Origin of the sequence: Micromonospora sp. NPDC005324 (assembly GCF_040607155.1) — a bacterium.
Taxonomy (GTDB): Bacteria; Actinomycetota; Actinomycetes; order Mycobacteriales; family Micromonosporaceae; genus Micromonospora; species Micromonospora trifolii.
In genome coordinates this window covers 248,506-274,953 of sequence record NZ_JBEXGE010000006.1, presented here as the reverse complement: position 1 = coordinate 274,953, position 26,448 = coordinate 248,506, and the positions used below count along the sequence as shown (strand labels likewise).

The 26,448-nt window shown below is 72.3% G+C and carries 19 protein-coding genes and 2 pseudogenes; 15 read left to right on the top strand and 6 right to left on the bottom strand.

What is annotated here, in order from left to right; genetic code table 11:
* Window positions 1-119: 119 nt before the first annotated feature.
* The gene (locus ABZS40_RS09305) at window positions 120-1,418 is read right to left on the bottom strand and encodes a sugar ABC transporter substrate-binding protein (protein WP_354942822.1); all 1,299 of its coding nucleotides are present in this window, start codon (window positions 1,416-1,418) and stop codon (window positions 120-122) included.
* 236 nt (window positions 1,419-1,654) lie between these two features.
* On the opposite strand from ABZS40_RS09305, the gene ABZS40_RS09300 reads away from it, so the two are divergent.
* Together ABZS40_RS09300 and ABZS40_RS09295 are read left to right on the top strand one after the other, a co-directional pair.
* On the top strand, window positions 1,655-2,854 hold the full coding sequence (locus ABZS40_RS09300; protein WP_354942821.1) for an ROK family transcriptional regulator: 1,200 nt from the start codon (window positions 1,655-1,657) through the stop codon (window positions 2,852-2,854).
* A gap of 228 nt (window positions 2,855-3,082) precedes the next feature.
* Complete coding sequence (locus tag ABZS40_RS09295; RefSeq protein ID WP_354942820.1) at window positions 3,083-5,308, top strand: discoidin domain-containing protein; 2,226 nt, start codon at window positions 3,083-3,085, stop codon at window positions 5,306-5,308.
* A 111-nt stretch (window positions 5,309-5,419) separates the two neighbouring features.
* Here the strand turns inward: ABZS40_RS09295 and ABZS40_RS09290 are convergent, their stop codons facing one another.
* The gene (locus tag ABZS40_RS09290; RefSeq protein ID WP_354942819.1) at window positions 5,420-6,742 is read right to left on the bottom strand and encodes an FAD-dependent oxidoreductase; all 1,323 of its coding nucleotides are present in this window, start codon (window positions 6,740-6,742) and stop codon (window positions 5,420-5,422) included.
* A gap of 274 nt (window positions 6,743-7,016) precedes the next feature.
* Here ABZS40_RS09290 and ABZS40_RS09285 point away from each other — a divergent pair, with 274 nt between their 5' ends.
* The 3 genes and pseudogenes from ABZS40_RS09285 to ABZS40_RS09275 all read left to right on the top strand — a co-directional run bounded on the left by ABZS40_RS09285 (window position 7,017) and on the right by ABZS40_RS09275 (window position 9,785).
* The gene (locus ABZS40_RS09285; RefSeq protein ID WP_354942818.1) at window positions 7,017-7,373 is read left to right on the top strand and encodes a YciI family protein; all 357 of its coding nucleotides are present in this window, start codon (window positions 7,017-7,019) and stop codon (window positions 7,371-7,373) included.
* A 2-nt stretch (window positions 7,374-7,375) separates the two neighbouring features.
* Window positions 7,376-8,584, top strand: a pseudogene (locus ABZS40_RS09280) (RNA polymerase sigma factor).
* Window positions 8,585-8,651: 67 nt separating this feature from the next.
* On the top strand, window positions 8,652-9,785 hold the full coding sequence (locus ABZS40_RS09275; protein WP_354942817.1) for a glutamate--cysteine ligase: 1,134 nt from the start codon (window positions 8,652-8,654) through the stop codon (window positions 9,783-9,785).
* A 23-nt stretch (window positions 9,786-9,808) separates the two neighbouring features.
* Here the strand turns inward: ABZS40_RS09275 and ABZS40_RS09270 are convergent, their stop codons facing one another.
* Together ABZS40_RS09270 and ABZS40_RS09265 are read right to left on the bottom strand one after the other, a co-directional pair.
* Window positions 9,809-11,593, bottom strand: a complete 1,785-nt coding sequence (locus ABZS40_RS09270; RefSeq protein WP_354942816.1) for an N-acetylglutaminylglutamine amidotransferase — start codon at window positions 11,591-11,593, stop codon at window positions 9,809-9,811.
* Between the two features lie 97 nt (window positions 11,594-11,690).
* A complete protein-coding gene (locus ABZS40_RS09265; protein WP_354942815.1) occupies window positions 11,691-12,122 on the bottom strand; it encodes a MarR family winged helix-turn-helix transcriptional regulator in 432 nt (143 codons plus the stop codon).
* Between the two features lie 82 nt (window positions 12,123-12,204).
* On the opposite strand from ABZS40_RS09265, the gene ABZS40_RS09260 reads away from it, so the two are divergent.
* Window positions 12,205-13,998 carry an ABC transporter ATP-binding protein gene (locus tag ABZS40_RS09260; RefSeq protein WP_354942814.1) on the top strand — a complete coding sequence of 598 codons (1,794 nt, stop codon included), beginning with the start codon at window positions 12,205-12,207 and terminating at the stop codon, window positions 13,996-13,998.
* A 44-nt stretch (window positions 13,999-14,042) separates the two neighbouring features.
* On the opposite strand, the gene ABZS40_RS09255 is transcribed toward ABZS40_RS09260, so the two are convergent.
* Window positions 14,043-14,933 carry a TetR family transcriptional regulator gene (locus tag ABZS40_RS09255; RefSeq protein WP_354942813.1) on the bottom strand — a complete coding sequence of 297 codons (891 nt, stop codon included), beginning with the start codon at window positions 14,931-14,933 and terminating at the stop codon, window positions 14,043-14,045.
* A gap of 108 nt (window positions 14,934-15,041) precedes the next feature.
* Here ABZS40_RS09255 and ABZS40_RS09250 point away from each other — a divergent pair.
* The 6 genes and pseudogenes from ABZS40_RS09250 to ABZS40_RS09225 form a co-directional block, all read left to right on the top strand.
* Window positions 15,042-15,911, top strand: a pseudogene (locus tag ABZS40_RS09250) (ABC transporter ATP-binding protein); the annotation flags it as partial.
* Between the two features lie 164 nt (window positions 15,912-16,075).
* Window positions 16,076-17,701 (top strand): anibiotic ABC transporter, encoded by a 1,626-nt coding sequence (locus ABZS40_RS09245; protein WP_354942812.1) that lies wholly within the window; start codon window positions 16,076-16,078, stop codon window positions 17,699-17,701.
* Window positions 17,702-17,900: 199 nt separating this feature from the next.
* Window positions 17,901-18,842, top strand: a complete 942-nt coding sequence (locus ABZS40_RS09240) for a DUF559 domain-containing protein (RefSeq protein WP_354942811.1) — start codon at window positions 17,901-17,903, stop codon at window positions 18,840-18,842.
* A gap of 39 nt (window positions 18,843-18,881) precedes the next feature.
* The gene (locus ABZS40_RS09235) at window positions 18,882-19,454 is read left to right on the top strand and encodes a hypothetical protein (protein WP_354942810.1); all 573 of its coding nucleotides are present in this window, start codon (window positions 18,882-18,884) and stop codon (window positions 19,452-19,454) included.
* A 245-nt stretch (window positions 19,455-19,699) separates the two neighbouring features.
* The gene (locus tag ABZS40_RS09230) at window positions 19,700-20,326 is read left to right on the top strand and encodes a restriction endonuclease (protein WP_354942809.1); all 627 of its coding nucleotides are present in this window, start codon (window positions 19,700-19,702) and stop codon (window positions 20,324-20,326) included.
* A gap of 275 nt (window positions 20,327-20,601) precedes the next feature.
* Entirely contained in the window at window positions 20,602-21,555 is a 954-nt protein-coding gene (locus ABZS40_RS09225; protein ID WP_354942808.1) for a DUF559 domain-containing protein, read from the top strand.
* Window positions 21,556-21,611: 56 nt separating this feature from the next.
* On the opposite strand, the gene ABZS40_RS09220 is transcribed toward ABZS40_RS09225, so the two are convergent.
* Complete coding sequence (locus ABZS40_RS09220; RefSeq protein WP_354942807.1) at window positions 21,612-22,445, bottom strand: hypothetical protein; 834 nt, start codon at window positions 22,443-22,445, stop codon at window positions 21,612-21,614.
* Between the two features lie 213 nt (window positions 22,446-22,658).
* Between ABZS40_RS09220 and mptB the strand changes: the two genes are divergently transcribed.
* The 3 genes from mptB (at window position 22,659) to ABZS40_RS09205 (ending at window position 26,379) form a co-directional block, all read left to right on the top strand.
* Window positions 22,659-24,062 carry a polyprenol phosphomannose-dependent alpha 1,6 mannosyltransferase MptB gene (mptB, locus tag ABZS40_RS09215; protein WP_354942806.1) on the top strand — a complete coding sequence of 468 codons (1,404 nt, stop codon included), beginning with the start codon at window positions 22,659-22,661 and terminating at the stop codon, window positions 24,060-24,062.
* Window positions 24,059-25,345 carry a glycosyltransferase 87 family protein gene (locus ABZS40_RS09210; RefSeq protein WP_354942805.1) on the top strand — a complete coding sequence of 429 codons (1,287 nt, stop codon included), beginning with the start codon at window positions 24,059-24,061 and terminating at the stop codon, window positions 25,343-25,345. The genes mptB and ABZS40_RS09210 overlap by 4 nt, the downstream gene beginning before the upstream one ends.
* Before the next feature lie 92 nt (window positions 25,346-25,437).
* On the top strand, window positions 25,438-26,379 hold the full coding sequence (locus tag ABZS40_RS09205) for a hypothetical protein (protein WP_354942804.1): 942 nt from the start codon (window positions 25,438-25,440) through the stop codon (window positions 26,377-26,379).
* Window positions 26,380-26,448: the final 69 nt, after the last annotated feature.

Here is a 26,448-nt window from a genome sequence, read left to right as displayed (position 1 = left end):
CATCATGTCTGTCCTCCGCGGTAGGGCTCGGCACGGTCGGCAGGGGCTACCCGGCGCGCGCCCCGACAAACGCCGCAGGTGGCGGAGGACCGGCACCACGGCCACCGGTGACGCCTGGGTCAGCGCATCTTCTGCTGCGCGTCGGTCAGCTTGGCCTTCACCGACTCCTCGGTGACCGGCTTGCCGCTGGCCGCGTCGGCGAACAGCTCCTTCATCGCGGTGCCGACCAGGGTCTCGAAGGTGCTCTCATCGGGCACCTGCGGCAGCGGGGCCGCGGTCGTGACCAGGGTCTCCTGGATGGTCTTCTGCTCGGTGGCGCTGAACGCCGGGTCGGAGGCCGCGGTCTTCACCGCCGGCAGCGAGCCGTACGTCTTGTTGAGGATCGTCTGCTCTTCGTCGCTGGTCATGAACTTGACGAAGCTCAGCGCGCCGTCCTTGTTCTTGGTGTGCTTGAAGACCGCCATGTTGATCCCGGCGACCATGCTGTTGACCTTCTTGCCGCCGGCCGGCGGGCTGGCCAGGAACGGCACCGGGGCCACCCCGTACGCGTCGGCCGGCATGTTCTGCGTCTTCAGGTTCGACCCGGCGGACTGCCACAGCAGCATGGCGGCCTTGCCGTTGGCGAAGTCGGAGACCGACTGGTTCTGCGCGTACTCGGCGTTGCTCGGGTTGGTGATCTTGTCGGCGGCCATGAAGTCGACGTACCGCTTGATCGCCGAGACGTTCTGCGGGGTGTCGAAGGTCGGCTTGCCGGCCGAGTCGAACCACTCGCCGCCGTACTGCTGGCTGAAGGTGAACGCGTGGTGGGCGTTCTCCGACGGGTTGGCGCCCTCGATCGCCAGGCCCCACTTGCCGCCCGTGCTCAGCTTCTTGCCGTACTCGGCGAGCTGCTCCCAGGTGGTCGGCGGTGCGGTGATGCCGGCGTCGGCGAACGACTTCTTGTTGTAGTACAGGCTGTACGCCATGCTGTAGAGCGGCACGGCGGCCGGCGGCTTGCCGGGGGCGCCGGCGGCGGCGAGCGCGGCGGGCACGATCCGGTCCTTGCCGCCGACGGCCTGCAGGGTGGCGTCGTCGAACTCGACCAGCGCGCCGGTGGCCTGCAACGACGCCGACCAGGTGTTGCCGATGTTGACCACGTCCGGGCCCTTGCCGGAGGCTGCGGCGGCCAGCAGGCGGTTGAGCAGATCCGACCAGGGGACCACCTCGACGGTGACCTTGATCCCGGTCTGCTTCTCGAACTTGTCCAACTCCGGCTGGAGGGTGGTCTTGTCGGCCTCCAGGCTGGCGCCCTGGTTGCTGGCCCAGTAGGTGAGCGTCTTCGGCGACGCGGCGGAGTCGTCGCCGGAGCCTCCGCAGGCGGTCAGCGAGGCGGCCGCCAGTACGGCGGCGGTGAATATCCCGAGGTGTCGTCTCGACACGGGTCAGCCCTTCCGGTGCGTGGTGGGGGTCCGCCGGCCTTCGTCACCGATAGGGGTCGGGCGACGGGGGCCGGCTGCGGACAGGGTTCGGGGGTGCGCCGTCGGGGTCCGTCGGCGTTTCCCGGGAGTTACATCACGGCTTAATTTATGTCGTCATTAAAGTTGCTGGCCGGTGGGTCGTCAAGCACGGGGCGGTTACAGTCGCCTCGAACCACCCGACGGGAACGAGGTGACGAGTGGAGCTGGCGCGTGCCACCAACCGCAGCGTGCGGTTGCGCAACCGGTCCGCCCTGCTGACCAAGCTCTTCCTGGACGGCCCGCTCACCCGGCAGGACCTGGTGCGCAGCACCGGGCTGAGCCAACCCGCGGTCAGCAACGTGGTGGCCGACATGATCGACGAGGGGCTGGTCGCCGAGGCCGGCGCCGCCGAGTCCGACGGCGGTCGGCCCAGCATGCTGCTGCGGATCGCGCCCCGCTTCGCCTTCGTGATCGGCGTGGACGTCGGCGAGACCCGGGTCCGGGTGGAGCTGTTCGACTTCGCGATGACCCTGCTGGCCAGCGTCGAGTACCCGCTCGACCCGGCCCGCACCGAGCCCGACCTGGTGGCCGGGCACGTGCTGGCCGGCATCGACGCGGTCACCGGCCAGGCCGGGGTGACCCCCGGCGACGTGCTCGGCGTCGGCATCGGCGTCTCCGGCGTGGTCGAGCAGGGCACCGAGGCCGTCGTGCACGCCCAGGCCCTCGGCTGGGACCGGGTGCCGCTGGAGCGTCTGATCGGCGCCGGCACCGACCTGCCGCTGCACATCGACAACGGCGCGAAGACCCTGGGCCAGGCCGAGATGTGGTTCGGCGCGGGCCGGGGCGCCCGGCACGCCGTCTTCGCGCTTGTCGGCTCCGGGGTGGGCGCGTCGGTGGTGACCAACGGCGCCACCTACCGGGGTGCGTCCAGCAGCGCGGGGGAGTGGGGGCACACCACCCTGGTGTACGGCGGCCGGGTCTGCCGGTGCGGCGCGCGCGGTTGCCTGGAGGCGTACGTGGGGGCGGAGGCGATCATCGACCGCTACCGGGAGGCGCGCCGGGGTCGACCGGTGCCGGGCGAGGACGAGGAGTCCCAGATCGCCGCGCTGGTCGCCGCCGCCGAGACCTCGGCCACCGCCCGGCGGGTGCTGGAGGACACCGCCGGCTACCTCGGCGCCGGGGTGGCCAACCTGATCAACCTGTTCAACCCGGAGCGGGTGGTGCTCGGCGGCTGGGCGGCGATGGCCCTCGGCGACCTGCTGCCGGCCGTGCGCGAGGCCGCCGGTCGGCAGGCGCTGCGCCAGCCGTACGAGCAGGCGTCGATCGAGCTCTGCCGGCTCGGGGTGGACGCTGTGGCGCTGGGCGCGGCCACCCTCCCGATCGCCCGCTTCCTCACCGAGGGTGGCGTCCGCCGCTGAGCGGGGGCGACGTCACCGCCGCCGGCAAATTACGCAAAAAAGATCCTCGGGATAAATAACGAAGTTATAGATCGATGTCTTGACGCCGTCGCAATCTCGCCGCAACACTCCTACGAGAGCGCTCTCCCTCCCGCGACGCCGCATCGGCGGCACCACCCACGGCGCCACGGGCGAGCCGATCCCATCCGCGCGGCACCCCCCCGTACCCCCCTATCGACAGGCGATGTCATGACATCTCGTGCAACATCCGTACGCCCGCGTCCTCGACGCGTCGTCCGGCACCTGCTGGTCGGGCTCACCGTGGCCCTGGTCGCGGCGCTCACCCCGACCGGTGCCACCACACCCGCGCAGGCCGCCCCCACCCTGCTGTCCCAGGGCCGCCCCGCCACCGCCTCGTCCACCGAGAACGCCGGCACCCCGGCCTCCGCCGCGGTCGACGGCAACACCGGCACCCGTTGGTCCAGCGCGTTCAGCGACCCACAGTGGCTCCAGGTCGACCTGGGCGCCCGCGCCACCATCACCCAGGTCACCCTGATCTGGGAGGCCGCCTACGGCCGGGCCTTCCAGTTGCAGACCTCCGACAACGGGTCCTCCTGGACCACGATCTACTCGACCACCACAGGCACCGGAGGGACCCAGAACCTCACCGTCTCCGGCGCCGGCCGCTACGTCCGCATGAACGGCACCACCCGGGGCACCGGCTACGGGTACTCGCTCTGGGAGTTCCAGGTCTACGGCGAGAGTGGCGGCACCAACGAGCCCCCGGTGACGCCCACCGACCCGTACAACCCCAACCTCGGGCCGAACACCTTCGTCTTCGACCCGAGCACGCCGACGTCGACCATCCAGAGTCGACTCAACACCCTCTTCACCCAGCAGGAGACCAACCAGTTCGGCCCGCAGCGCTACGCGGTGCTGTTCAAGCCCGGCAACTACACCGCCGACGTCAACCTCGGCTTCTTCACCCAGGTCGCCGGCCTCGGCATGAGCCCTGATGACGTCAACCTCAACGGCCACGTCCGCACCGAGGCGTTCTGGTTCGGCGGCAACGCCACCCAGAACTTCTGGCGGGCCGCCGAGAACCTGTCGGTCACCCTGCCCGCCGGGCAGACCGTGGAGCGCTGGGCGGTGTCCCAGGCCGCGCCGTACCGGCGGATGCACCTGCGGGGCGCGCAGAACCAGATCCAGCTCTGGAACGGTGGTGACGGCTGGTCCAGCGGTGGCCTGATGGCCGACACCCGCATCGACGGCCTCGTCGTCTCCGGTTCGCAGCAGCAGTGGTACTCCCGCAACAGCGAGTTCGGCAACGGCTGGACCGGCTCGGTGTGGAACATGGTCTTCCAGGGTGTCAACGGCGCTCCCGCGCCGAGCTTCCCCAACCCGTCGCACACCGTCATCCCGCAGACCCCGCAGGTACGGGAGAAGCCGTTCCTGTACGTCACGGGCAGCGGTGAGTACCGGGTCTTCGTGCCGGCGCTGCGCACCAACTCCACCGGCACCAGCTGGTACAACAAGACCCCGGCCGGCTCGTCCCTCTCGCTGTCGCAGTTCTTCGTGGTCCAGCCCGGCACCAGCGCCGCCACCATCAACGCGGCCCTCGCTCAGGGGAGGCACCTGCTCTTCACCCCGGGCGTGCACCGCATCACCGAGCCGATCCAGGTCAACCGGGCCGACACTGTCGTGCTCGGTCTCGGCCTGGCCACCATCCAGGCCGACAACGGCACGGTGGGCATGCGGGTGGCCGACGTGGACGGCGTGAAGGTCGCCGGCATCATGTTCGAGGCCGGTACGACGAACTCGCCGGTGCTGATGGAGGTCGGGCCGTCCGGCTCGTCAGCGAGCCACGCCACGAACCCGACCTCGCTGCACGACGTGTTCTTCCGCATCGGCGGACCGCACGTCGGCAGGGCCACCAACACGCTGACTGTCAACAGCGACAACGTGATCGGCGACCACATGTGGCTGTGGCGGGCCGATCACGCCGCCAGCGGCGTACCGACCGGGTGGACGCTGAACACCGCCGACACCGGGCTCACCGTCAACGGCGACAACGTCACCATGTACGGCCTCTTCGTCGAGCACTACCAGAAGTACCAGACCATCTGGAACGGCAACGGCGGGCGGACGTACTTCTACCAGAACGAGCTGCCCTACGACGTACCGAACCAGGCGGCCTGGATGAACGGGTCGACCCGGGGCTACGCCGCGTACAAGGTCGCCGACTCGGTGACCAGTCACCAGGCGTTCGGGCTGGGTAGCTACAGCTACTTCAACGTCAACCCCGCGGTGGTCGAGGAGCGGTCCTTCGAGGTGCCCACCAACCCGAACGTGCGCTTCACGAACATGGTCACCGTCTCGCTCGGTGGCGTCGGCACCATCAATCGGGTGATCAACAACGCCGGTGGTACCGCGAACGCGGCCAACCAGACGGTGTACCTGACCACCTACCCCTGACCGGGGCGCCCGCGCCGGCCCGGACGTCTGATGGACCGGGTCGGCCGGGTCGCACCGTGGGCCGCAGCCGGCCCGGTCCCGCCGAGACCGGGCCGGCCGCGGTCGTGCCGCTCAACCGGTGAGCACCTCGGCTGCCGCCCGTTCACCGGCGCGCACCGCGCCCTCCAGGTAGCCACTCCAGCGAGTGGCCGTCTCGGTGCCCGCCCAGTACACGCGTCCCACCGGTGCCCGTAGGTGCGGGCCGTACGTCCGCCAGGTGCCCGGGGTGAGCGCACCGGAGAAACAGCCCCGGGTCCACTCGTCGGCCGACCAGTCGTGCTCGACGAGATCCACCGGATCCTCGGCGCGTGGCCCGACCACTCTGGCGAACGCCTCCAGCAGGCATCGCCGACGCCGCGCGGGGGACATCCGACGCAGCGTGGCGGCGTCTGTGGAGTAGCTGAAGCCGGTCAGCACCCCGAGCGGCGAGGTCGGGGTGGAGTTGTCGACCGTCTCGGTGAGCGGACCGGCGCTGCTGGTGGCCACCCCGGAGCGCCCGTCGGCACGCCAGAACGGCTCCGGGTAGACGGCGTGCACCTTCAACGCCGAACCCATCGGCATGCGCTGAGTGAGCCCGTCACGCAGCGGGGGCAGCGGCGGGTCGTACCGGATCCGGCCGGCCAGTGCCGGGGCCAGCGCGACCACCACGGCGTCGCCGTCGACGCGCCCGGTGTCGGTCCAGGCCGTTGCGCCGTCGACTGTCTGTTCGATGGCCCGCACCGGCGCGGCCAGCGTCAGCGCGCCCGGCGGCAGGGCGGTGGCCATCCGTTCGGCCAGCGCCGGCGGCCCGCCCAAGATCCGGTCCTGCTGCGCGCCGCCGGCCATCCCCAGCAACGGCCCGGTCCCGCCTGCGCTGCGCAGGTAGAACAGCAGGTGCAACAGGGACAGCTCGTCCGGGCCGGTGGCCAGCAGCCCGCCGGCGAGCAGCCGCCCCAGGTAGTCGGCGGTGTCGTCGTCCCCAGCCGTGGTGGCGAGCCACCCGCCGAGGGTCGTCCGGTCCCACAGCGCGGCCTCCGGCGTCGCCCAGGGTGCGGCCGGATCCAGACGTGCGGCGTACTCGTCGAGCAGACCGAGCACCCGGCCCACCTGCTCCGGCGGTTCGGCCCGGCGCTCACCGGCCCAGAGCACTGTGGGCACGCCGAACGATGCCGAGGCGAAGGTGGCCAGCCCGTGCTCGGCGACCAGCGCGTACATCCGGTCCTGGGTCGGACCGATCCACTGCGCTCCCAGGTCTAGTTGGGTGAGCTCGGGCAGCCACCGGGTCAGCACCCGACCGCCCACCCTGTCGCGGGCCTCCAGCACCCGTACCTGGGCGCCGGCGCGGCTCAGCGCCAGCGCGGCCGCGAGACCGGAGAAGCCGGCGCCGACCACGACCACCCGCAAGCCGTCGACCACACCGGGGTCTACCCACAACCGTCGCGGGCATGACTACCGGCTCCGGTCACCGCACCGGCGGACCGTACCCCCGTCTTGCGTCCTTTGCTCTGCTTCAACCCACGCGACACTTGATCCCCTTTATCGTCGCGTCCGGTGAAGCAGTGCAAAGGAGGTGCCGACACTGGGCGGAGCCGCCCTGAGATTTCTTGCAGCGGCCTGTCGATCTGAGCGGAGGCCGATCGTGTGGAGGATGAGAGGTCGGCGACGGGCCGGCCGTCCGTGAGGAGGAACAATGACGCGCTACCTGCTCAGCATCCACCAGCCGCAGGGTGAGCTGCCGCCGGAGCCGGAGTTCCTGGCCGGGGTGATGCGTCAGCTCGGCGAGCTGCGCGAGGAGTTGGCGTCCACCGGGTCGTGGGTCTTCGGGCAGGGCCTGCACGGCCCGGAGACCGCCACCGTCCTGCGCGCCCGCGACGGCGAGGTGCTCATCACCGACGGGCCGTTCGTGGAGGGCAAGGAGTACCTGGGAGGCATCACCATCATCGACGTGCCGGACCTGGACGCCGCCCTGCACTGGGGTCGCCGCTACGCGCTGGCCACCACCCTGCCGATCGAGGTGCGCCCCTTCCACGGCGGGGCCGGCGACTGACAGTGCCCGACGTGGAGGCGGTGTTCCGCGCGGAGTACGGCCGCGCGGTCGCGGTCCTGGTCCGCCTCCTCGGCGACATCGACCTCGCCGAGGAGGCCGTCCAGGAGGCCTTCGTCATCGCGGTGCGACGCTGGCCGCGCAGCGGCCCGCCGCCCAGCCCGGCCGGTTGGATCATCACCACCGCCCGCAACCGGGCCATCGACCGGCTGCGGCGGGAGGCGTCCCGGGCCGACCGGCACGCCCAGGCGGCCCTGCTGTACGCCGCCGACCCACCCGTGGAGGAGGGACCGGTGCGCGACGACCGGTTACGTCTGATCTTCACCTGCTGCCATCCTGCGCTCGCGCCGAGCACCCGGGTCGCCCTCACCCTGCGGCTGCTCGGCGGCCTGAGCACCGCCGAGATCGCCCGAGCCTTCCTGGTGCCGGAGCCGACGATGGCGCAGCGGCTGGTCCGCGCCAAGTCGAAGATCCGCAACGCGGGGATCCCGTACCGGGTGCCCCGCGACGCCGACCTGCCCGACCGGCTGCACGGCGTCCTCGCGGTGCTCTACCTGATCTTCAACGAGGGGTACACGGCCAGCGCCGGCCCGCACCTGGTCCGCGCCGAGCTCTGCGTCGAGGCGATCCAGTTGACCAGGCTGCTGGTGGAGCTGATGCCGGACGAACCGGAGGCGCTCGGCCTGCTCGCCCTGATGCTGCTGACCGAAGCCCGCCGGCCGGCGCGGACCACCGCCGCCGGCGACCTGGTCCCGCTTGCCGAGCAGGACCGGCGCCGGTGGGACAGCACACTGATCGCCGAAGGTCAGGCGCTGGTTCGCCGCTGCCTGCGCCGCGACCGGCCCGGCCCGTACCAGATCCAGGCCGCGATCGCCGCCGTGCACAGCACCGCGCGGCGCGCCGCCGACACCGACTGGGCCCAGATCCTTTAGCTGTACGACCAGCTGAGGGTGGTCGCCCCCGGTCCGGTGGTGGCGCTGAACCGGGCCGTCGCGCTCGCCGAGGTGTCCGGCGCGGCGGCGGCGCTGACCGCTGTGGACCGCCTCGACCTGGTCGGCTTCCACGTCTACCACGTGGTCCGCGCCGACCTGCTGGCCCGGCTCGGCCGGGGCGGGGACGCCGTCGAGGCGTACCGGACGGCCGTCGCCCTGACGGACAACGCGGCCGAACGGGCCTTTCTCACCGCACGCGCGGCGGCCCTGGCGACGCCCTGAGGGCGCGTTTGCCGCAGGGGCGGCCGGGAACCCGAGGCACCGCCGCAGCAGGGGATGGGGAGGGGCCATGGCGTACCGTCCGACCGCCGTCGACACCGCACCCGACCTGTCCACCCTCACGCTCGGCGTGGAGGAGGAGTACCTGCTGCTCGACCCGGACAGCGGTCGGAACCTCCCGGTCGCCGATGAGGTGCTCGCCGCGCTGCGCGGCCCCGCCCGGGACCAGAGCCGCCAGGAGTTCCGGCACAGCATGGTGGAGATGGTCACCCCGGTCTGCGCCGACCTCACCGAACTGCGCGCGCACCTGGTGGCGCTGCGCCGCTTTGCCGCCGAGGCCGCCACGGCGGCCGGTGCCCGGCTGGTGGCGGTCGGTGCCACCCCGGTCGCCGAACCGCACCGGACGGTCCCCGACGAACCGCGCTACCACGCGATGTCGCGTCGGTACGGTCCGGTGGCGCACGACCCGGCGGTGTGCGGCTGCCACGTGCACGTCGGGCTGCCCGACCGGGAACTGGCCGTGCAGGTCTGCAACCACCTGCGGGTGTGGCTGCCGGTGGTGCAGGCGATCACCACCAACTCGCCGCTGCACGACGGGTACGACACCGGGCACGCCAGTTGGCGCTCGATGCAGTTGGAACGCTGGCCCAGCATCGGACCGACGCCGTACTTCGACTCGGCCGCCGACTACGACCGCACCGTCGACGAGCTGATCGCCGCCGGCATCATGCTCGACGCGGCGATGGTCTACTGGTACGCCCGGCCGTCGTCGACCTACCCGACGGTGGAGGTGCGGGTCGGTGACGTCTGCACCGAGGTGGACGACGCGGTGCTGGTCGCCGCGCTGGTCCGGTCCCTCGTGGCCACCCTCGCCGACGATGTGCGCGCCGGGGTGACCGCCCCGGACGTCCGGGACTGCCTGGTCGCCGCGGCGCACTGGCGGGCCGCCCACGACGGCCTCGACGGCGAGCTGATCGACCTGCGTGCCGGTGGCACCCGGCCCGCCTGGGCACTCGTCGACGAGCTGATGGCGGTGATCGCCCCGGCCCTGCTGCGCCACGGCGACCTCGGGTACGTGTTGGCGCAGCTCGCCCGGCTGCGCCGCGACGGCACCGGCGCCACCCGGCAGCGGCGGGTGCTGGAGCGCGCCGGGGATCTGCACGCGGTCCTCGGCGACCTGGTCGCCCGCACCGCCCCCGCCTGACGTCCCTGACAACGCGCCGGGGATCAGCGGATGTCGTGGGTCTGCAGCCACAGCTCCAGCAGACCGAGCTGCCACAGCTTGTTGCTGCCGGCCGCCGCCTCCGCCCGGTCCGGCTCAGCGAGCAGATGTGCCACGTACTCCGGGCGGAACAGTCCTCGCTCGCGTGCGGCCGGCGCCTGCAACGCCTCGGCGACCAGCTCGCGCACCGGACCGTCCACGTTGCGCAGCGCCGGCACCGGGAAGTAGCCCTTCGGCCGGTCGATCACCTCGGCGGGCAGCACCTCCCGGGCGATGTCCTTGAGCACGCCCTTGCCACCCTGGGCGACCTTGTGCTCCGGTGGGCAGTGCGCGGCCAGGGTGACCAGGTCCTGGTCGAGGAAGGGCGTGCGCACCTCCAGACCCCACGCCATGCTCATGCTGTCCACCCGCTTGACCGGGTCGTCGGGAAGCATCAGGTGGGTGTCCAGGCGCAGCACGGCGTCCAGCGCGGTCTGCGCCCCGGGCGCGGCGAGCTGCCCGGTGAGCAGGTCCCGGCTGGCGTCGTGCTCCAGCGCGTACGCCGGGCCGACGATCCGGCGCAGCTCCTCGTGGCCGCGGTCGAAGAACGCGGCGGCGAACGTCTCGGCGGCGCCGTGCCGGGGCGCCTCGATGAGTGGCTGGTGGTAGCCGTAGCCGGCGAACACCTCGTCGGCGCCCTGCCCCGACTGGGCCACCTTCACGTGCTGCGCCACCTGCTCGGAGAGCAGGTGGAAGGCGACCACGTCGTGGCTGCCCATCGGCTCGGTCATCGCCAGCACGGCCCGTCGGACGGCGGGCACCAGGTCGTCGTCGGCCAGCCGGATCCGATGGTGGTCGGTGTCGTACGCGCGGGCCACCAGGTCCGAGTAGTGGAACTCGTCGCCGGACTCGCCGTCGCGGCTGTCGAAGCCGATGCTGAACGTCCGCAGGTGTTGCTGGCCGGCCTCGGCGAGCAGCGCCACGATCAGGCTGGAGTCCAGTCCGCCGGAGAGCAGCACCCCCACCGGGACGTCGGCGACCAGCCGTCGGCGTACCGCCGCGCGCAGCGCGTCGCCGATCGCGGCCCGCCAGTCGGTGGCGTCCATCCCCGCGTCGGTAGGCTCGCGCACGTAGTCGGGTCGCCAGTAGACGTCCTCGCGGCTGCGCCCGTCCGCCTCGATCACCCGCAGGGTGGCCGGCGGCAGCTTGCGCACGCCACGCAGCACGGTCCGCGGCGCGGGCACAATGGAGTGCCAGGACAGGTAGTGGTGCAGCGCCACCGGATCGATGCCGGTGTCGACGTCGCCGGCCCGCAGCAGCGCGGGTAGGGTGGAGGCGAACCGCAGCCGACCCGGTGTCTCGGCGAGGTAGAGCGGTTTGATGCCGAGCCGGTCGCGGGCCAGGATCAGCCGCCGCCGCACCCGGTCGACCAGCCCGATCGCGAACATGCCGACCAGGTGGTCGACGAAACGCTCACCCCAGTGTGCGTACGCCACCAGGATCACCTCGGTGTCGCTGGTGGAGTGGAAGGCGTAGCCGGCTCGGCGCAACTCCTCGCGCAGCTCCGGGTAGTTGTAGATGCAGCCGTTGAAGACCAGGGCCAGGCCCAGGTCGTCGCGGACCATCGGCTGCCCGCCCGCCTCGGACAGGTCGATGATGGTCAGCCGGCGGTGCCCCAGGGTCACCCAACCGTCGGTGAACAGGCCCTCGTCGTCCGGGCCGCGTGAGCGCATCGCCTCGGTCATCCGGGTGACCGCCGCCGCGTCGGGCGAGCGGCCGTCGAATCGCGCCTCCCCGCTGATCCCGCACATCAGCCGGGCCTCCCGTCACCTCGCCCCGACCGGTGCCGGCCGGTCCCGCCGACCGGACGGGGCCGCTGGCTACCCGTGCCGGCGGCGGGCAAACCCGTCAGCCGCGCAGGGTGCGCAGGATGCGGGCCAGCTCGGCGCGGTCGGTGTCGTTGAGGTGGCCGAAGAAGCGGTCGGCCTCGGCCCGTCGGGCGGCCCGGATGGCGGTGCTGACGCGGTCGCCCTCCTCGGTGAGCGCGACCAGGGTCGCCCGGCGGTCGGCCGGGTCGGGTCGGCGTTCGACAAGCCCCCGTGTCTGGAGGTCGTCGACGACCTCGGTCGCCGAGCGGGGCGCGATGCGCAGGTGCTCGGCGAGGGTGCCGGGGCGTACCTCGCCGTGCCGGGCCAGCACGCCGAGGGCCCGGGACTGGCTGGGGGTGACGTCCCAGGGCGCCAGTGAGTCCCGGGTCTGCCGGCGCAGACGGGACGCCACCGCCCAGAACGTCTCCGCCAGGCTGTCGTCGTCGGCGGTGTCGACGGTGTGCTCGGTCACCGGAATACGGTAGCAGTAGACGTGGTTGTTCCCTCATGATGAGGTAACCTCAGCAATAGTGCCGACGAAAGGTAGTTCCCCCTTGGAACCCACCCCGAAGGGCCGCGACCGCGGCCACCGCACCCTCAGCGCCGAAGAGAAGGCGCAGGCCCGTCAGGTGTCGCTGCGCCGCATCGGCCGCCTGTTCACCCCCCACCGGCCCGCGCTGGCCGTCGTCACCGCGATCATCGTGGTCTCCTCGATCATCGCGATGGCCACCCCGTTCCTGCTGCGTGCCGTGATCGACCGGGCCCTGCCGCAGGGCGACGTGACGCTTCTGGTCTGGCTGGTCCTCGGCATGGTCGCCGTCGCGGCGGTGACCTCCGCCCTGGGCGTCGTGCAGACCTGGATCTCCACCCAGGTCGGCCAGCGGGTCATGCACCGGCTGCGCACCGACGTGTTCAGCCACCTCCAGCGCCAGTCGCTCGGCTTCTTCACCCGCACCCGCACCGGTGAGGTGCAGTCCCGCATCACCAACGACATCGGCGGCATGCAGTCGGTGGTCACCTCCACCGCCACCGCCGTCGCCGCCAACCTCACCACAGTCGTCGCCACCACTGTCGCCATGGTCGCGCTCTCCTGGCAGCTCTCCCTGGTCTCGCTCGTGGTGCTGCCGCCGGCCATCTGGCTGACCCGCCGGGTCGCCCGGATGCGCCGCGAGATCACCGCCCAGCGGCAACGCGAACTCGCCGACCTCAACGTCACCGTCGAGGAGGGGCTCTCGATCAGTGGCATACAGCTGGCCAAGACCCTCGGCACCGGCCCCGCGCTGGTCGACCGGTTCACCGCCTCCTCGGCCCGCCTGGTCGACCTGGAGCTGCGCAGTGAGCTGGCCGGCCGCTGGCGGATGGCCTCGATGAGCATCATCTTCGCCGCCGTACCGGCGGTCATCTACCTCGCCGCCGGGCTGCCCGGCACCGCCGGCACGCTGAGCATCGGCACCCTGGTCGCCTTCACGGCCCTGCAGGGCGGCCTGTTCCGGCCCCTGATGGGGCTGCTCAACGTGGGTGTCTCGCTCACCGCGTCGCTGGCGCTGTTCGCCCGGATCTTCGAATACCTGGACCTGCCGGTCGACGTGGACGACCCCGCCGAGCCGGTCCGCCTCGACCCCGCCCGGGTCCGCGGCGACCTGCGCCTGGAGGACGTCACCTTCGGCTACCCGGGCAGCGACACCGCCGCCCTTGCCGGGATCACGCTCGACGTGCCCGCCGGCACCAGCCTCGCCCTGGTCGGCGAGACCGGCTCCGGCAAGAGCACCCTCGCCGGGCTGGTCAGCCGGCTGCACGACCCGACCGCCGGCCGGATCACCGTCGACGGCGTCGACCTGCGCGACCTGCGCCTGGCGGACCTGGCCGCGATCGTCGGCGTGGTCAGCCAGGAGACGTACCTGCTGCACACCACCGTCCGGGAGAACCTGCGCTACGCCAAGCCGGAGGCCACCGACACCGAGATCGAGGACGCCACCCGCGCCGCCCAGATCCACGACCTGATCGCCGGGCTGCCCGACGGGTACGACACCATGGTCGGCTCACGCGGCCACCGCTTCTCCGGCGGTGAGAAGCAACGCCTCGCCATCGCCCGGACGCTGCTGCGCGACCCGCGCATCCTGGTCCTCGACGAGGCCACCAGCGCGCTGGACACCGAGACCGAACGCGCCGTACAGCGGGCCTTCGACGTGCTCGCCCAGGGGCGCACCACGATCACCATCGCGCACCGGCTCTCCACGGTCCGCGACGCCGACCAGATCGCGGTGCTCGACCACGGTCGGATCGTCGAGGCCGGCACCCACGACAGCCTGCTGGACCGCAACGGCCGTTACGCCACCCTGGCGGCCTGAACCCCGGATCACAACCGTCTCGAAACAGTCCAGGAACTGTCTCGTTATGGCGCGGTCAGGTGGCGGTAGACGGTGGCCCGCGAAACACCCAGTTCGGCCGCGATGGCGTCCACCGAGTGGGTGCCCGCCGCGTGCATCCGCCGGGCCGCCTCGACCTGCTCCCGGCCCAGCGCGGGCGGCCGTCCCGGCCGCCGACGCCGGCTCGCCGCTTCCGTCGGGATCGCGCTCCCCACTGTCGCGTCGGAGTGCGGCCCGGCTGCGACGTCCGTGCGCGTCCCGGCTACGGAGTGCGTGGGCGGCCCGGGTGCGGCGTCCGCGAGCGGCCCGGCTGCGGCGTCCGCGAGCGGCCCGGGTGCGACGTCCGCGAGCGGCCCGGCCGCGGCGGCAGCGGGCAGCGGGGCCAGCAGTCGACGTGCGCCGTCGAGCATGTCGGCGCGCAGCACCTCGTCGGGAACGTCGATGAAGAAGACGATGGGATCGCTGCACGCGCCCACCGCCTGCATCGCGAGGACCCGCTCGCGACGCCCCGCGTTCGGCCCGGCAATGAGGTCGTTGGCCCGCATCGCGATCTCCATCAGGCGGTGGTACGTGTCGCCCCGACCGATCAGCGCGATGTCGTGGAAGAGCATGCCGAGCGGCCGGCGATGAGCGAGCATGATGTCCACCCAGCCCTCCAGCACCGTCCACCGGGCCCGATCGCCGGGCTGGGTCTGGGCCGAGTCGAGCAGCGCCTCCAGGTCCGCCACCAACGGCTCGACCAGGGCGGCGAGCAGATGCTCCTTGGCCGGGAAGTGGTAAAGGATCGCGGTCTTGGTCAGCCGCAGCCGCTCGCCGATCTGGCGCAGCGAGGTGCGCTGGTAGCCGTGTTCGGCGAACAGGTCGAGCGCGGCGCGCAGGATCCGGGTGCGGGTGTCGTCCGCGGGATCGGCGGTCATGCGGGCCAGCCTAGCGACGTCCTGACCAGTGGGCACGATCACCGTTGATTCGACTGACCAACGGTCAGTACAGTGGTGACGGTCGACGCAGCCAAGGCAGGAGGGCCCATGCCCGTCATCTCGATCGGCAATCTGGTCAAGACGTTCGGCGCCATCCGGGCACTCGACGGGCTGGACCTGCACGTCGAGCAGGGAGAGGTGCACGGCTTCCTCGGGCCCAACGGCTCCGGAAAGTCGACCACCATCCGGATCCTGCTCGGGTTGCTCCGCCGCGACTCCGGCGACGCCCAGGTGCTCGGCGCCGACCCGTGGCGCGACGCGGTCCGCCTGCACCGCCGGCTGGCGTACGTGCCGGGCGACGTCAGCCTCTGGCCCAACCTCACCGGCGGGGAAGCCATCGACCTGCTCGGGCGACTGCGCGGCGGCCTCGACCGGCGTCGCCGCGACGAACTGCTGCACCGCTTCGACCTGGACCCAACCCGCCGCTGCCGCACCTACTCCAAGGGCAACCGGCAGAAGGTAGCCATCGTCGCCGCCTTCTCCTCCCCGGTGGAGCTGTACGTGCTCGACGAGCCGACCTCCGGCCTCGACCCCCTCATGGAGGCGGTGTTCCAGGACGAGGTCCGGCGGATCAAGCAGGCCGGCGCCACAGTGCTGCTCTCCAGCCACGTGCTCGCCGAGGTCGAGGCGCTCTGCGACCGCGTCAGCATCATCCGCGAGGGCCGCACCGTCGAATCCGGCACCCTCACCGAGCTGCGCCACCTCACCCGCACGGCGGTGACCGTCGAGACCGCCCGCCCGGTCACCGGCCTGGACGCGCTACCCGGCGTGCACGACGTGCACGAGGTCGACGGCCGCATCCACCTGGAGGTCGACCCCGCCCACCTCGACGAGCTGCTCGGCCAGCTCATCCGCTTCGGCGTGCGCGCGCTGACCAGCACGCCGCCCACCCTGGAGCAGCTCTTCCTACGCCACTACGGCGACGACCCGGCCGCCACTGCCACGGGCGCTCCCGCCGTCGCCGCCACGGGCGCTCCCGCCGCTGCGTCATCGGGCGCTCCCGTCGCTGCTTCACCGGAGGGTCCCGCCGCTGGCGCCTCGGACGCCGACGCGCAGGCTGACGCCCCGCAGGGCGGTGTCCGGTGAGCGCCCTCACCGGCACGACCCTTCTGGCCCGGCTCGTGCTGCGCCGTGACCGGATCCGCCTCGCCATCTGGATCCTCGGCACGCCCCTGCTCGGCTACGCCCTCGCCGGCAGCGTCGCCGGCATCTACCCGGACCAGGAGACCCGGCAGGGCTACGCCACCACCTCGGCGTCCAGCCTGGTCGCCCGCGCCTTCAACGGCCCCATCCACGGCACCGACCTCGGTGCCGTGGTGGTCGCCGAGACGTACGTGACGCTGGCCCTGATCGTCGCGCTGCTGAGCACCTTCGCGGTGACCCGGCACACCCGCCAGAACGAGGAGACCGGTCGGGCCGAACTGCTCGGCGCCAACGTCGTCGGCCGGTACGCGCCACTCAGCGCAGCGCTGCTCGTCATCGTCACGGCGAACGCACTGGCCGCCGTGCTGCTCGCGGTCGCGTTGGTCGGCGCCGGTCTGCCGCTCGCCGGCTCCGTCGCGGCAGCGGCCGCGATCGGCGGCGTCGGGGTCGCCTTCACCGCGATCGCCGCGGTCACCGCCCAGCTCTCCGTCACCGCACGCGGCGCCAACGCGCTCGCCGCCGCCACCGTCGGACTCTTCTTCGTGCTGCGCGCCGCCGGAGACGTCCTCGGCGAACAGAGCGCCGACGGCACCCGCGTGCGGAGCGCCTGGCCGTCGTGGATCTCCCCGCTCGGCTGGGGCAACCAGGTACGAGCCTTCGACGGTGAACGCTGGTGGGTGCTCGCCCTACCCGTCGCGCTGCTGCTCGCCGGCGTGGCGCTGGCGTACGCCCTCGCCGAGCGACGCGACCAGGGCGCCGGGCTGATCGCCCCCCGACGCGGCCCGGCCACCGGCGCGCCACGGCTGCTCAGCCCCACCGGGTTGGCCTGGCGGATGCAGCGCGGCACGCTGCTCGGCTGGGCGGTCGGCGTGGCAGTACTCGGCCTCTCCATGGGCGTCGCCGCCGACGAGTTCAACGACATGATCGACGCGAATCCGGCCGCCGCCGAAGCGATCAACGCGATGGGCGGCGGAGCCGACCTGATCAACGCGTACCTGGCCGCGATGCTCGGCCTTTTCGCTCTGACCATCGGCGCGTACGTCGTGCAGGCCCTGCTGCGTGTACGCGGCGACGAAGCCGACGGGGTGCTGGAGGCCGCCCTCGCCACGGCTGTCAGCCGCACCCGCTGGCTCGGCACCCAGGTGCTCGCCGCGACACTCGGCGCCGTCGCCCTGCTGCTCCTCGCCGGCGTGACCACCGGCCTCGGCTACGGCATCGTCACCGGAGACCCGCTCGGCCAAGCCGTCGAGCTGGGCGGCGCCGCGCTGCTGCGCCTGCCCGCCCTGCTCGTGATCGCCGGGGTGGTGACTGCGATCTTCGGGCTGCTGCCCCGCTGGTCGGTGGTGCTGTCCTGGACGGCGCTCTTGGTATTCCTGCTCCTCGGGCAGCTCGGCGCGGTGCTGGAGCTGCCGCAAGCCGCGCTCAACGTCTCGCCGTACACCCATGTGCCGGCCGTGCCCGCTGTCGACCCGGCGGCGCTTCCCCTGCTGGTGCTGGCGGCGGTGGCCGCGCTGCTCCTGGTGGTCGGCGTGGCAGCCTTCCGCCACCGCGACGTCCCGTCCTGACCCGCAGCTCGGGCGCCCCGATGATCGTTGGCAGCTGAGCGATTCGACACGCCGACGCCAGCCCTCCTGAACTGCCACCGATCAGTACAGCTAGCACGCTTCGGCCGTAGCCGGGGCGTTGTGCACAGGTGGGCGGCTGTCCACAAAGGGCCTGCTGGTGTGGTTGCCGAGGGCTGGGGCGTGCTTCACGGTTCGGGGCGTGAACTCGGTGCTTCGGGACCTCGTGGAGCTTGGCGGAGGACTGGTGACGCGCGGGGCGGCCGGCCAGGTGGTGCCGTCGTGGACGATTCGGCAGGCTTGCCGTAACGGCGAATTGGTACGGGTGCTCCCCGAGGTGTTCGCGGCGGCGCACCTCGTCGGTGGGCGACCCGGCGCTCCGGTCCTGAGTCGACTCGGCCCCACCATGAGTCAGCGGGCGGCCCTCGCCTGGGCCAACGGCTACGGCGCGCTCAGCCATCTCAGCGCGCTCACCGTGTGGGGATTGCGCCCCGAGGTGGTTGGTGAGCTCGTGCACTTGAGTGCGCCGGCGAACGCGAGCCTGCGCACCCGTCCCGGGGTGATCGTGCATCGGCGCCGGGGCCTGACCATCGAGGCGCCGCAGGTGGTGGTCCGGCGGGGCCTGACTGTCACCCGTCTCGAACAGGCCCTCGTCGACTCGTGGCCGACGTTGTCGTCCGCTGACCGGCAGGAGTTGGTGATTCGAGCGGTCAACGACTGGCTGACCACCCCGGAACGGATCTCGGCAGCCCTGGAGCGGGTGCCGAAGCTGATCGACCGGGCGGCGTTCCGGCGTCTGCTGACGAAGCTTGCCGACGGCTGCCGCAGTCCGCTGGAAATCTGGGGACTCGAGCAGGTCTTCACCGGTCCCGGGATGCCGGCGTTCCGCCGACAGGTGCCGGTCCGGGTCGGGCGGCGCACGGTATACCTCGACATGTTCGCCGAGCGGGAACGGGTCAACATCGAGCTCGACGGGGCCACCACCCACGGCAGCTCAAGCCAGCGGGAGATCGACCTGCGCCGTGATGCCCTGCTGGCGGCCGTCGGAATTCTGGTCGTCCGCTTCGCCCGCCGCCGCCTCGTGTACGACGTCGACGAAGTACGCCGGGAAACCCTCGCAATCCTGGCGACCCGCCGAACCTGAGGCGTGGCGGGGTTGCCCGGGGCTGGCAGCCTTGATCGCGTGAGCACGCTCCTGACGCAGCTTCCGGCTCTCCTCGGCGTCCTGGTTGGCACCCTGGGCACGATCCTCGCCACCTCGCTCGCCGACCGCGCCCGGTGGCGGCGCAGTCAGAGCGTCCGCTGGGACGAGCGGCGGCTCGACGCGTACGTCGACTACGCGCACGCCCTCAAGGAGAGTCACGCGGTGGCGCTGCGACTGACGGCCGAGCACCGGCCGGGATCGCGCAGCCACCCCATCGACCGCGAGGAGGGGCTGGTCCGGCTGGCTGAGGCGGACGCCCGGCGCACCATCGTCTGGGAGAACCTGCTGCTGCTCGGCGACGAGCCGACGGTCGTCGCCGCCGCCAACTGGCGGGACGCGATCTGGCAGGTCGAACGGCTCGCCCGGGGAATCGTCGAGCCGCCGTCGGACGTGGTGGAGATGCTGACCCGGGTCGACGAGGCCCGCGACGGGTACTACCGGGCCGCCCGGCACAGTCTCGGGGTGCGCGGGGGGTCGGTGGAGCAGTCCGCGACGCTGCGGAAGGCGTTGGTCGACCGGTCCACCGCAGCGTCTGAGGTGCCCGCCGCCTGAGTGCGGCGGTGCCGGGGGTCGCTGCGGGCGCTCCCATGTGGGACGGCGGCTGACGGGTACCGGACACTGTCGACGACCGTGCAGGCGGTTTGTCGCACACTACCGCGACACTGAGGCTTCCTCGACTGAGGAGGTGCCTCGTGCCCTATGTCAGGTCACACACCAGGAAGGGTGGCGCGCGGGTTCGGTCGCACTACCGAAGGCGGCGCAGTGGCAGCGTTCGGCGCAGATCGACGGTCCGCCGCGTGGCCGGTGGCGGCAGATCGGCCAACGGCTGGGTTCTGGCGCTGTGTGCCGTCGTCGGCTTCGTGCTCTTCCGCATGGTCATCGACTTCGTGCAGCGGCATCCATACTGGTCCGCTCTCCTGGTGAGCCTCATCATCGCGGGGGTGACCGCGGTGGATCTTGTCGCGTCGAAGCAGCGTGCCCGCGAGCGGGCCGCCCAAGCCCAGCGGGACCGGCTGATCGCGGTGACCGACACGATGAGCGGACCCGAGTTCGAGCAGTGGTTCGCGCGGATTCTGGTCGCGTCCGGTTTTCGAGATGTGACGGTCTGCGGCGGCTCCGGTGACCGGGGAGCGGACGTCATTGCGGTCGCCCCCGACGGCCGACGCGTCGTGGTGCAGTGCAAGCGGCAGAGTGTCAGCAACCGGGTGGGCAGTGCCGCGATCCAGCGGTTCGCCGGCACCTGCCGGGTCATCCACGGTGGCGAGATCTGCATGCTCGTGACGAACAGCTTCTTCACCGCGGGCGACGGCATCCAGATAGCGCAGCAGCTCGACATCACGCTCGTCGACCGGAAAGCGCTGGAAGTGTGGGCCTGGACGGGAAGACCCACACCGCAGCTCGTTGCGGGGGGCGGTTCGCACTAAGCGTTCGGCGTCTTGAGCCGCGCCGAGTAGGTCGACTTCCTCCCGTCGGTACGCGCGCAGCGCATCGAGGACGCCAATTCCCCGATCTGACCGGCGCAGCTTCGTGACCTCCCCACCCAGTGTCTTGAGGCTGGTCTGGCAGAGAGCCGGACACCGTGCCACGAGTATTGACGGCCACCTACCACATCTTGCGTCGGCCCAGACGGCTATCCACAGTCGCCTCCGCAGTCCACAACAGCCCGCGCAAGGGCTGCGCAAGACGGCAGGGTGAGCCGGTGGACGCGCGCATAAAATCCCTCCTCGTCCGCGGCGATGGGCTGGTCACTCGACGGGACCTGCTGCGGGCGGCCCCAGCCTGGACGATCCAGACCGCCCGGCGGGCGAACCAGCTGGTACGGCTGTTACCCGGTGTCTACGGCGACGCCGTGCTGATCCGTCACGCCACCACCGACCTGCCGATGCTGGCCCGCGTCGAGTGGGACGTGGCCCGACGCGCTGCGCTGGCGTACGCCGGCGGGCGTGGGGCGCTGAGTCGTCTGACTGCGCTCGACGTGTGGGGCCTACGCCGCCAGCCGCCGGGGGAACCGCTCTATCTCGACCTGCTACGAGGGTCAGGCCTGCGTGATCGGCCGCATCTCGTCGTAGCCCACCGCTCCGCCTTCGCGATTGCGCCGCCCCAGGTGGTGGCACGGGGAGGGTTGCAGGTCGTCCGGCTCGACCGGACCCTCGTGGACTGTTGGGCGCTGTTGGCGCCGGTCGACCGATCGAGCCTGCTCATCCGTACGGTCAACGACCGGCTGACCACGCCGCAGCGCCTCGCTGCCGCTCTTACCGAGGTGCCCCGGATGCCCGATCGTGGGGCACTGGGCGACTTGCTGGACCGGCTCGCCGCTGGATGCCGCAGCCCTTTGGAGATCTGGGGCCACGACCACGTCTTCACCGGACCGGGAATGCCGACGTTCACTCGGCAGGCGCGGGTACGGGTCGGTGCTCGGACGTTCTATCTCGACATGTTCGCCGAGGCGGAACGGGTCAACATCGAGCTGGACGGCGCAACCAGCCACGGCGATCCGGCCGAGCGCGAGATCGACCTCCGCCGCGACGCCCTGCTCGCCTCCATCGGCATCCTCGTCGTCCGCTTCACGCACCGCCGCCTCACCGCGGACCCGGTCCAGGTCCGCCGGGAGACGGTGGCCATTCTCGCCAACCGCGCCCGCCCCGCCCCATGATCAGGTGACGAAAAACAGGTCCCAGCGGCCTCCCAGACCTACTTTTCATCACGTGATCATGGGGGGGCGGAGCGGGGCGGGGCGGGGGACCTGCTCGGGGGGACTCTGGGCGGGGGTGCCGACTCTGGCGGGTGCTCGCCGTGTTGGTGGAGGAGTTCGGCTATCCATCTCGCTGCTTCTCGGTGCGCGGTGAGCATGTGGTCGCGGGCGTCGGCAAGGTCGTCGTCGTCCGCGTGATCATCCAGGATCGTCGCCCACTGGCGGCTGAGCTCCTCGGCGTACCGGGCCTTTCGGATCTGCTCGTCGAACTGGTATTCCAGCTTGACCAGGCGGTCGACGTGCGGCTGGAGCGCCGGCATGATCCGCTCGTCGAGTCGTACGGCGGCGTCGGGGCGGCAGGTCAGCGTGATGTCGCCCCGTTGGTAGTGCCAAAGGGGATCGTCGGCGAGCGCCCGCAGCAACGCCACCTCCAGGTCACCGGCCCGGTGCGGGGGCAGGTCCCGGGCGGCGTCGGCGGCGAGCCGGGTCAGCCGCTGGATCGCGTTCGGTTGGAAGTACTGCACGTACCAGCTCAGCACCTCGGACCGCAGGCTGGCCGGTGACGACCAGGCGAAACTGGCGCGGATGTAGAACGAGTACACGTACCCGCGTGCCGGGACCGCGATCAGCCGGGGTGCGTCGCGTTGTTCGACGAGTGGACCGGACGGTGACGGCGCGGTAGCGGACCCGACGGGCGCCTCGTCCTGGAGCGCGGCGACCAGCCGATCCCAGCTTCGCGCCCACCACCGCCAGCCGCGCACACCGGCGTCGCGGGCGATGGTCAACCCTCGTACGCCCCGGTGCCGCCACTGGTCCGCGGGCCTCGGCCTCCCGTCGGGGGCGTCCGTCATGGCACCCCTCCACTGTCACGGATCCGCGTTTCACGCTAACAACCGGTGACCGATATGCCTGCCGCCACGCCGGCACGAGTAGACCGCATATCGACACGAACCAGACCATGCGCCGTCGACGGCGGGACGGCCGAGCCGGTCCGACATCGCGACGTCGCCTGGTGATCGTCCGGGCGTCGCGTAGCGGTCAGCCGTGGACGACATCCTGCCCGGGTGCGCACACTGCCGACCGTCGTCGCGTACCGGCTGCTCGGGGGAGTCGGTGCCACGCTGTTGTCCTGCGCCGGCCTGGCCGCCGGTGCGCTCCCGGTCGGCGCGCACGCCGGGTGGTGGAGTGCGCTGCGGCAGCTCGCGGGGCCGGGTCTGCTCTGCGGGTACGCCGGCCTGACACTGCTCGTCGCCGCCTGGTGGTGGGCGGGCCGGCACCCGCACGGACCCGACGAGGTCGTCGACCGGCGCTCCGCCGCGCTCACCCTGCTCTGCTGGGCGGGGCCGTTGCTGGTGGCGCCGCCGCTGTTCAGCCGGGACGCGTACAGCTACCTGGCGCAGGGCGCGATGGTCCTCGCCGACATCGACGTCTACCGGCACGGGGTGGCCCAGTTGGGCGGCGCGTTGGCCGGTGAGGTGCCGCAGATGTGGCAGCAGACCCCCGCGCCGTACGGGCCGGTGTTCCTCGCGGTGGCGGCCGGGGTCACCGGGGTGACCGGCGGCAAGGTGGTGCTGGGCGTGCTCGGTCTGCGACTGGTGGCGCTGGCCGGGGTGGCGCTGCTGGTGGCGTATCTGCCCCGGTTGGCGCGGCACTGTGGTGTCGACCCGGCCGCCGCGCTGTGGCTGGGCGTGCTCAATCCGCTCGTACCCCTGCACCTCGTCGCGGGCGCCCACAACGAGGCGGTGATGCTGGGGCTGCTGGTGGCCGGGCTGAGTCTCGCCTTCGAGCACCGCTACGGCGCGGCCACCGTGCTGGTCACCCTCGCCGCGCTGGTCAAGGTGCCGGCGGTGGTCGGGCTGCTGGTGGTCGTGTCGCTCGCCGCGCGCCACCGCGGGCTGCCGACCTCGGTGGCCCGCACCGCCGGGTTCACGCTGGGCACCGCCGCCGTGGTCACCTGGGCCACCGGCATCGGGTACGGGTGGGTCGGCGCGCTCGGCACCCCGATGTACCGCCACAGTTGGTCGATCTCCAGCGCGCTGGGTCGGGTGGCGTCGCGCGGGGCCGGGCGGTTCGGTCTGCACCTGGGCGATGCCCCGATGCGGCTCTGCCTGGCGTTGGGCGTGGCCGCCGTACTGGCCGTGGCGGTGGGCGTGTGGTGGCATCGGCGGCGGCTCGGCCCGGCGTACGCGCTGGGGTTGGTGCTGGTGGCGGCGGCGCTGCTCGGCCCGGCGACCCGGCCCTGGTACGCGCTGTGGGGTCTGGTGCTGATCGCGGCGGCGGCGCACGGGCGGGCCCGGCCGGCGGCGGCGCTGGGCGCTGTGGTGCTCGCGTTCGTGGCGCTGCCCAGTGGCTTCGGACCGGACGCGGCGCAGGCGGTGCTGGCCGCCGCCGGGGTGCTGGTGGGGTTGGTCGCGGTCGGTTCGCTGCGCCTGCTGGTGCCGTCCGCCCCGGTGGAGGTGGCCCGATGAACGCGGGTCGTCGGCAGGTGGTGACGGTGCTCGGTCTGGTCACCCTGCTCGCGGCGGCCATCGCGGTGCTGCCCGGGCATCGGGGCTGGTTCGACGTCGGTGTCTACCACGGAGCGGTCGGGCACTGGGTACGCGGCGGCGACCTGTACGGATGGACGACCGCCAACGGGTACGGCTTCACCTATCCGCCGTTCGCCGCGGTGAGCATGTTGCCGATGGCGGCGCTGGCCTGGTACCCGACGATCGCGGCGAACCTGCTGCTCACCGTGTTGGCCGTCGCGTTTCTGCTGCACCTGCTGGTGGACCCGTTGGCCCGGCGGCACGGCTGGACCCGCTGGTACGCGCTCACGTTGGCCTGCTGTCTGCTGGCCGGGCTCAACCCGGTGCGCGACACTGTCAGCTTCGGGCAGGTCAACCTGTTGCTGGTGGCGCTGGTCTATCTGGACCTGTGGTTGCTGGAGCGGGGCAGTCGGCTGGCCGGCGTGGGGATGGGGCTGGCCGCCGCCGTCAAACTCACCCCGGCGATCTTCATCGGGTATCTGCTGGTCACCGGGCGTTGGCGGGCCGCGGCCACGGCCATCGGCACCGCCGTCGGCGCGACAGTGGTCGCGGCGGCGTTCGCGCCGCAGGCCAGCCGCACGTTCTTCGCCGAGGCGCTGTGGGACACCGACCGGGTCGGTGAGTTGGCGTACGTGTCGAACCAGTCGCTGCTCGGCCTGGTCGCCCGGCTCGATCCGGCGCACCCGGACCGGCGACTGTGGCTGGTGCTGGTCGTCGCCGTGCTGGCGGTCTGGGCGCTACGGGTACGCCGGGCCGTGCGCGACGGTGACGAACGGGCCGGCTTCGCGCTGACCGGAGTCGCCGCGTGCCTGGTCAGCCCGGTCACCTGGGTGCACCACCTGGTGTGGCTGGTGCCAGGGCTGGTGGTGCTCGCCGCGTCCACGCTGCCGTGGCCGCCGGTCGACGCGACGACCCGTCGTCGGACGTGGGCCGGTGCCGTCGGCTACGTGGTGCTGTGCAGTGGGCTGGTCTGGGTCTTCGCCAACGGGTCGGCTGGACCGTGGGGGTTCGTGGGCGCCAACGCGTACGTCTGGGTCAGCATCGGCATGCTCGCACGGCTCCCGGTGGGTGACGGCGGTCTCGGAGCACGAGCTGGGATGAGCGTGATGACTGTGCGGCATCACGATGACTGTGCGGCATCGCGCTCAGGAGCGACACGGCCTCGGGCCGCGCTGTGTGGGTGCTCAGTTCCCGACAGTCCGGGCCGGGTTCGGGCACTGTGACGGTGGCGGTGACGCTCGGGTGACGGCGCCTTCGCGATCCTCGTGCCGGGCCGGGCACTGTGCACCGGCGCGGGCAGCGGGGAGGCCGTGCGGTGGACTTCGTCGACGGGGTGCTGGTGCGGTTGGCCGATCCGGGCACCCGCGCCGCGCTCTTCGATGACGCGTCGCTGGCGCACCTGGTCGAGGCCGCGTACGACACCGAGGCGATGCCGGTCGGGCCGCCGTACGCCGCGGTCTTCGACGAGCTGACCCTCGGCTTCGCCGCCGCGCCGGTCACGGTGGCCGAGGGGGAGTGGCTGGGCTCCGGCGGCACCACCCGCACCGAGCTACGCGTACGCCTGCACGGCCTCGGCGGCTCGGCGCTGCGTATCGACGCCCTGTGGCGGGGAAGCCTGGTGGTGCGGACCAGCGCCGCCCGGGACCGGGTCGAGGACCTCGACGTGGCGGTGCCCGCCTTCGACGTGGACCCGCAGATCGTCGCCGACCTGGGCGCGTTGCCGGCCGACCCGACCCAGCTGGAGGCCGAACGGCGCACCCGGCTGGTGACCCGGCTCCGGGCCGGGCTGCACCAGCCGGCCGCCTTCACCGACGCCCACCTGGACCGGCTGCTCGCCGGTGTCGGCGCCGCGAACGCCGGCGATCTGGTGACCCGGATGCGCGGGCAGGCCGCCGGGGCCACGGTGAAGCTGCGCTACGCCGCCCCGTCGGCCGCCCCGCCGACCCCACGCCCGCTGCCGTTCGCCGCTGCCGTGCTGATCCGCGACCAGGGCTTCTCCCTGGCCGACCTGCTGGTCGAGACCCGCCTGGTGCGGGCCCGCGCGGAGGAGCTCGGTCTGGACGTGCCCGCATCGGACGACGTGCGACGGCGGCACCGGGTGGTCGCCGTCTGGGTGGTCCCCATCGAGACGTTCGACGACGACGGCTGGCCCGGCGGTGACACCGGCACCGACGCGCAGAAGCGGGCCGCCCGGTTCGCCCGGGCCGGCCAGTGGCTCGCCCGCAGCGGCATAGGGCTGGCCGCCCTGAACTCGTGAGCCGCACAACGACCGCGGTGGCGGGGAGCCGCACAACGACAGCAGCAGCAACTTCGTCCGGGAGGACCC